The organism is Chryseolinea sp. H1M3-3 (genome assembly GCF_029360725.1).
Classification (GTDB): domain Bacteria; phylum Bacteroidota; class Bacteroidia; order Cytophagales; family Cyclobacteriaceae; genus Chryseolinea.
Window position 1 is genome coordinate 397193 of record NZ_JARKMY010000019.1, and the last position, 7752, is coordinate 404944.

Annotated in this window: 3 protein-coding genes; 2 read left to right on the forward strand and 1 reads right to left on the reverse strand. The window is 42.7% G+C overall.

The window, feature by feature from the left end; translation table 11 throughout:
- Window positions 1-83: 83 nt before the first annotated feature.
- On the forward strand, window positions 84-5960 hold the full coding sequence (locus tag P2W71_RS28650) for a S8 family serine peptidase (protein ID WP_276374993.1): 5877 nt from the start codon (window positions 84-86) through the stop codon (window positions 5958-5960).
- Between the two features lie 27 nt (window positions 5961-5987).
- Here the strand turns inward: P2W71_RS28650 and P2W71_RS28655 are convergent, their stop codons facing one another.
- A complete protein-coding gene (locus P2W71_RS28655) occupies window positions 5988-6911 on the reverse strand; it encodes a TerC family protein (protein WP_276374994.1) in 924 nt (307 codons plus the stop codon).
- Window positions 6912-7132: 221 nt separating this feature from the next.
- On the opposite strand from P2W71_RS28655, the gene P2W71_RS28660 reads away from it, so the two are divergent.
- Window positions 7133-7474: a hypothetical protein gene (locus P2W71_RS28660; protein WP_276374995.1), complete on the forward strand. Its 342-nt coding sequence runs from the start codon at window positions 7133-7135 to the stop codon at window positions 7472-7474.
- Window positions 7475-7752: the final 278 nt, after the last annotated feature.

Consider the following 7752-nt stretch of genomic DNA (forward strand, 5'->3'; position numbering starts at 1 on the left):
AATGTCTTGAAGTTGATCCTCCTGCCTCTCATTTTCAACCGGCGTTTTAACCATAGCGGGCATCCTATCAAATTCGCTTTCGTATGCCTGTTGTCGTAAATCGAACAAGAGTTATAGCTGTACTAGCATTGTTGCTATGCATTCTTCATGCGTATGCACAAACTATTCCTGCCGGCTTGCCGGATCAAATACCGGATAGAATAATCATTCATTACGAAAGTCGGGGTAAAGCAGCATCCAAAGGCCGGGAAATAATTTCGGAACATCGCAAGTTAACGGGTTTGGTTTCGGATAAATTAAAAGTACCGATAAAAGATCACAGCCCGGCGTTCCCCGGCATCGTAGATCAAATGATTCGCCTTAATTCCACGGAGACGGATCTGCCTAAAGATCTCAGTAAAAGATTGCGAAATAAAAGACCGTCACCTGTTAAGTCAAGCCTGTCCAAATCGATTGTCGTAAAACTCAACAGGAACGAGAATATTCAGTTTCTGATAGATCAAATTAACAACGACAAGACATTCTTACAAGCATCGGGGTTCGTCAATATTCGTGCGGAGCGCATCAATCTTTTTTATGTCAATGCTACGCCAAATGATCCAATGTTTTCTTCTCAATGGTCACATGCAAAAACCGGCGCTACCGAGGCTTGGGATGTTGAAACCGGTGATGTTGAAACTGTGATTGGCATTATTGATACAGGTATCGACGCCTATCACGAAGATTTGCGTGCCAACATACATGACACGGGATATGATTTCGTTGACATAGACACGGCCCTGTTCAAAAGTTATGGGTACCAGTTTTTGGAGGGTGAGGACTACACGGTGCCGGATAACAATCCAGCGGATTACAATGGACACGGAACCCATGTCGCTGGAATTGCAGCCGGTGTGGGAGACAATAACGTTGGCATATCCGGTGTTTGTCACAACTGTTCTATCTTACCTGTACGGGCAGGCTGCAGCATATTATATTTCGGTGCAGAATATGGCATCTTACCCGATGATGCGATCGCGAACGCGATTGTATATGCTACTGATAATGGTGCAGATATCATTAACATGAGTTTTGGGGGCAGAGGATCCTTTACCATAAAGAGCGCTATTGATTATGCGTATGCCCAAGGTGTGATCCTCGTGGCGGCCGCAGGTAATTACAGCACGAGCGACAAATATTATCCAGGCGGTTACGATGAAGTAGTAGCTGTTGCATCCTCAGATCGATACGACAACCTTTCTTATTTTTCCAATTATGGAAGTTGGGTGGATATCGTTGCACCGGGACATGATATCCTGTCAACGGTCCCTTCTGTGGGAAGCCAGGCAGGTACTAATGGATATAAGGAACTCAGCGGTACATCCATGGCGTCTCCGTATATCGCTGGCGTTGCGGGCCTTCTCAAATCCAAGAATCCTTCTTTGACAAGGGAAGAAATTATTTCAACCCTATATAACACCGCTGATAATATTGACGCGCTTAATCCATCGTATGTTTCTTTGCTAGGATACGGGCGGGTGAATGTAAGTAAGGCCATCGCAAATATGGTCGGGCCGAACATCGTTTTCAATGGCACTGACATCACAGAAATCATCGGTAACAAAGACGGAAATATCAATGCCGGTGAACAAATTTCACTGGTGGTAAATCTTCAAAATACGTGGCGTACGGCAGATATGGTTAGTGCCACACTTAGCAGCGATGATTCAAACGTTTCAATTTCTCAAACTGTTGGATATTACCAGAGCATTCCCGGAGGAAGTATTAAAGGTAATACCGACACCCCCTTTATTTTCACAATCAGTTCTTCCATTCCTCCTAATCATAAGATTGCTTTCAGTCTTGAGATCAATTATGACGAAGAAATAAAGAACGTTGCGTTCGAACTCGAAACGGTAGGACCAAAGAAATTCGAAGTTCCAGGGATTTACCAAACGATACAGGCAGCCATTAATGCAGCATCAGACGGTGACATCATCACCGTAAGTCCTGGAGTTTACTACGAAAACATTGACTTCATCGGAAAAGATATTTCGGTGGTGTCTTTATATCATTCAACAGGCGACTCAAGTTATATCGAAAAAACGATCATCGATGGTTCGAAGCCGGTAAATGCCACCAAGGGCACCGTTGTGACTTTTGTGAGTGGGGAAACTGCGTCGGCTTTATTGTCTGGATTTACAATCAGGAAAGGAAGCGGCACTTCGAACACATATTCCGGAGGCGGGGGTATATTAAGCGTTGGATCCAGCCCTGTATTACAAAATCTTGTTATCAAAGAGAATACTGTAGCAGCAGGTAGCGGTGCCGGAATTTTTGTTTCCGGCGGTATGCCGACATTAAAAAACCTAATTCTGAAAGACAATAGAAATTCGGCCGGAATTTATGTGGCCAATGTTACTCGTCCCGATGAGATCATGATGCGAAATGTCCGGGTTATTCGGTCCATCGACAATGATGGCATTTATGTTTCGTCATCGAATGTAAAATTAAGGAACATCATCATTGAAGATTGCACCGGAACAATTGCCACAGGGTTATTTGCCATTCGCTCTACCATTGAACTGGATAGTGCCGTTATAACCGGAAACCGGCAAGGCGTTGACGCGCGCGCCAATGAAAAATTGATTATAAAGAATACGGCAATCATTGACAATTTTCCAGGGGGTGCAATTACGAGTAACAGTACCACGCTGGAGCTTGTGAACGCTACCATTGCCGGAAACAAACTAACCAATCATTATGGTGGCGCTGGCATCTTCCTGACGAATGAAGAGAATCACCTGACGATAATCAATTCCATCTTATACAATAATTTGTGGACGAAATACAATACAGGCATCATACGCGCAGATGCAATTTCATTTTTGGATGACGGTGGGGCGCTAACGGTAGCGTATTCGAATGTTCAGGGTGGAAAAAATGGGCTTCATTTTTTTGACGGTTCATCCAAAGTTATTGTAAACTGGCTTGCAGGAAATCTGGATGCCGATCCCATCTTCTACCATCCTGAAAAAAAAGACTATCACCTTGGTTCGGGTTCACCTTGTACCGCGACTGGTATAGCCTACTTCGAAACAAATGAAAAAATTTATGTTGACCTTAAGCCCGAGGAATTTGAAGGAGCGGCGCCCGATATGGGTGCATATTTATTCAATCATCCCTATTTGAAAGCAGCCTTTACTACGGATCGGACAACGGGCAATATTCCTCTCAAAGTTCAATTCACTGATGAGTCTTATGGATTTTATACAACGCCACCAGACACCTGGACCTGGGATTTTGGTGATGGCAATTTGTCGACGAATAAAAACCCGGTTCATGAATATAAAACCGCAGGAGATTATACGGTGAAGCTAACGATTCGAAATAATGTATATGAGGATCATGAAATAAAAGTTAGTCTTTTACACGTTGTGGATTCTGATACGTTGTATGTGGCGACTACAGGTTCAAATACCACCGGTACGGGAGCCAGAAACAAACCGTTTAAGACCATCCAGCATGGTATCGACCGAGCTGACGATGACGATGTAATATTGGTAGCGGATGGCCTATATAAGGAAAACATAAATTTTAACGGTAAGGATGTACGTGTCTCATCCCACTATCAGTTAGACAACAATACTAAACATGTTGCATCTACTATTATCGACGGCAGCAGCAACGGCAGGGCTGTGGTATTTTCTAATAACGAAGGACCCAATGCTGGACTTTCAGGCTTAACCGTGCAAAATGGCTTTGCGAACGGCAATAATTATCCCGCATATTATGGTGGCGGAATTTTTATCGAAAATTCCAATCCCACTATAGTTGATGTACTTGTTAAAAATAATAAATCGAACTATCGCGGCGGCGGCATTTTTATAGAAAATGGCGATCCTCGCTTAGAGCGGGTAACGGTACAGTCAAATGAGTCCGTATTTAACTACAGTGAGGGTGGTGGTATTTACATTTCTCAATCCAAGAGTGTCATTAAAGATACGAAGATTGTTTCCAATCGTTCGGGCAATAACGGTGGCGGATTATTTCTGGGATATTTAGCTGCGCCGGATATTCAAAATCTGACAATTCAAAACAACACTGCGGTGAACGGCGGTGGGGGCTTACATATTGAATCAAACAACCTGGAATTGTCAGCGATGTATATTCTTAACAATACTGCTGCAAACGGGGGAGGTGTCTACAGCTCTTTTTCCAATAACACTATTCGCTATTCCGTCGTTTCAAAAAACAGTGCAACCCACGGCGGTGGAATTTATTATACCGGGAATAGTGCAAACCCCAAACTCGATCATGTTACCTTATATAATAACGCGGCAACTACTGGTCGGGAGGTTTATACACAGTTTACTTCCAAAGTGTATATTTCCAACGCCATTCTTTGGAACAATACTGACAATGTAATCTTCGGAAATGCATTTATTTCCTATTCGGACGTAAAAGGAGGTCGAGCTGGAACAGGAAATATAAATGCGAATCCTAAGTTGAAAGACCCTGTAAACGATGACTATTCATTAACCTATTCTTCGCCTTGCATTGATGCCGGCGATCCATCTTCTAGTCCCGATGCCAATGCAACGAGAGCGGATATGGGTGCCTACTATTATGGACTGCCAATTATTGAAGGTGTCCTGGAAGCGATCACGATGCCGGAGGATACTGAAAGAGAAATTTCAATATCAAATTTTAAAGTGAAAAACGTTGGTAATGATTTTCCCGCCACCTATTCACTTAAGTTACATGCCGGGCAGAATTACACGGTTTTGGAGCAAACAATCAGGCCATCACCAAACTTCAATGGGCCCCTTATGATCCCCGTCACGCTATCGAAGGGAAACACAACGAGTGAGGTATACGATCTGTTGGTGACAGTCACTGCCGTGAATGACGCTCCAGTAATTCTAGACCATGAATCCATTACGACGATGGAAGATGTAAGTATAACGATGAAGATTTCAGATCTAAAAATAGCGGATGTCGACGGTGATAATTTCTTTCTAAAAATCTTACCTGGATTTAACTATGCTGTTGAGGGTACATTGGTTACTCCATTGGAGAATTTTTATGGAATGCTCTCCGTACCCGTTGTAGCTAACGATGGTACGAATGACAGTGAACCTTTCAACGTAAATATTACGGTTAGCCCGATCAACGATGCACCTGTTATTGCCGGGCAGAATACGCTGAAGGTTGACGAAGACAATCAGCGCATGATCGAAATTACAGATATAGTGTTCAGCGACGTCGATGACATCAAGGAAGATATTAATTTGCAATTGACAGCAGGCGCAAATTATTCGCTTTCTGGTTTCACCGTGACACCGGATGAAAACTACAATGGCCCGTTATTCGTGCCCGTCGTGTTGAGTGATGGCAGTTCCGAAAGTAGTCCATACTTATTGGAAGTGATGGTTAACCCTGTCAATGATGCTCCCAAGATCCTGGGCGGTGAAAGTCTCACGCTTGAAGGCAACGGCCAATTGGAGTTGTCACTGGATCATGTAGAAGCAATTGACATCGACAACGATTTAGATGATCTACTGTTGCTTGTCCTTCCGGGCCCGGATTATACCGTGCAGAATAACACGCTACAACCGCTCGAAAATTTTAGTGGGCCATTGAAAGTAAATGTCTTGGTAAACGATGGCGAGATGGATAGTGAAGTTTTCCTGCTGGATATAGAAGTTCTCCCTTTTACCAGTATCGAAGCACAATTAAGCAACACCATTCAAGTATATCCCAACCCTGCACAGCAATATGTCCAAATCGAATCAGGAGGTAATCAGATTAGTAACATTCAACTTTTTTCAAATGAAAGCAGGCGATTGAATATATCTCAATCATTTGATATCGATACAACCATTATAGATACGTCACATTTGCCAGCAGGACCATATTTGTTATGCATCCAAACCGATGAAGGTGTTGTCTGGAAAAGAATAATGATTGTAAGATAACACCATCTCACCCTGCAGGAGCAATTCCTATTTTTCTATATCCTTACGCTGCTGCATCGCCATAGACGCAAGTATTGCCAGTGAAAGTGTCAGGATGATAAAAGCAAGCGATATCTCAACCGGGATTTTGTAAAAGTCAGAGACGCACATTTTGACGCCAACAAAAATTAGTATAGCGGATAGTCCGTATTTAAGATAGACGAAATATTTTTCGATTCCGGCTAAAGCAAAATAAAGCGAGCGTAATCCTAAAATCGCAAACACATTGGAAGTATAAACGATAAAGGAATCGTCAGAAACGGCCAGGATGGCGGGAATGCTGTCGACTGCAAAAATAAGATCCGTTGCTTCGATCATTACCACCACGACGAAAAGGGGAGTCGCCCACAGCAAATTATCACGTTTCACAAAAAACTTGTCTTCTTCAAAACCGGGAGTGACGCGGAACAATCTGCGAACAAATTTAACGACAGGATTTTTTTCAGGATTAAACTTTGAGTCATCCTGTGTTAAAATCCTGATGCCCGTGAACACAAGGAAAGCCCCAAAAATATAGATCAGCCAATGGAATTTATGAATCAATTCTACACCGGCCAGGATAAAACAAACACGCATCACCAGTGCACCTAATATTCCCCAGAACAAAACTTTGTGTTGATAAGCAGGCGGTACATTGAAGTATGAAAAAATCATGATGATGACGAAAATGTTGTCGACACTTAATGACTTTTCAATGAGATAACCGGTAAAGAATTCGAACGCCTTGGCTTCTCCCAGTTGGTAGTAAACAAATACATTGAACAGAAAAGCCATAAACACCCAAACACAAGTCCATATGAGTGCCTCCTTCACCGTTATCGCTTTTGACTTACGGTGGAATACACCTAAGTCTAAAACGAGCATAAGCAATACAAAGACATTAAATCCTATCCAAAGGGACGTTTGACTCATAATGTTGATGATAACACGCACAAGATATCATGTAAATAGAACTTATAAGCATTAAATACACGAATAACGAATTACTTTCATTGGTGCTGCACAGCAGTAAAAATTCGTGCCATCGCAAATGAAAAATCTATTTAGATGGTGTCACGTTAGCAGAATTTTAATGATATTAGGTATGGTGATTTAATTTCGGTTGAAATGTGCCATTACCTAATTCTCATCTTATGAAAATAATCGCGCCGGTTATAATGGCCTTGCTAATAGCAGGCTGTTCCACTGAACCTGTCTCAAATATTATCAACGTGGAGATCGCGCCAGACCAATTGAAATTGGAAAAGAGGCCCATTAAGATCAGCAAATTTGAATCTGAACTGAAGTACATTGTCACAGCAAGGTTAAAAAAAGGAGTCAGACGGAATGACTTGACGGTGAATTTAGTGGTAGACAATAAGACCCAACGCGGAGACATCATTGACCTGGAGACCGCGATGAGAAAGCTGAACGTTAGAAAAATTCGTTATTCGTCGGTTGATAGTGATAAACAGGTGTTGTTGAATTTAGAGTGATAGAAGTGTTGAAGTGTTGAGGTTCGAAGTGTTGAAGTTCCGTGCCGACGGGAGTGAGATTTGAAAGTTAAACGGGGGTAATGTTTAGGGATGACCGCGTTAAGCCGGGGCGTTCTTCAGCGCGTAATCTAACAGAATTGCCAGGCATAACTTGTAATAGCTAAGACTTGATCTGACAGTTGAGCAGGCATTCCTTCCTCACAGGCAAAGGTAGCCACCGCTCCAAAAAAGTCAAGGGCTTCGCGAGTGGCCGCGCAAAATCAACCGCACAGCCAAAG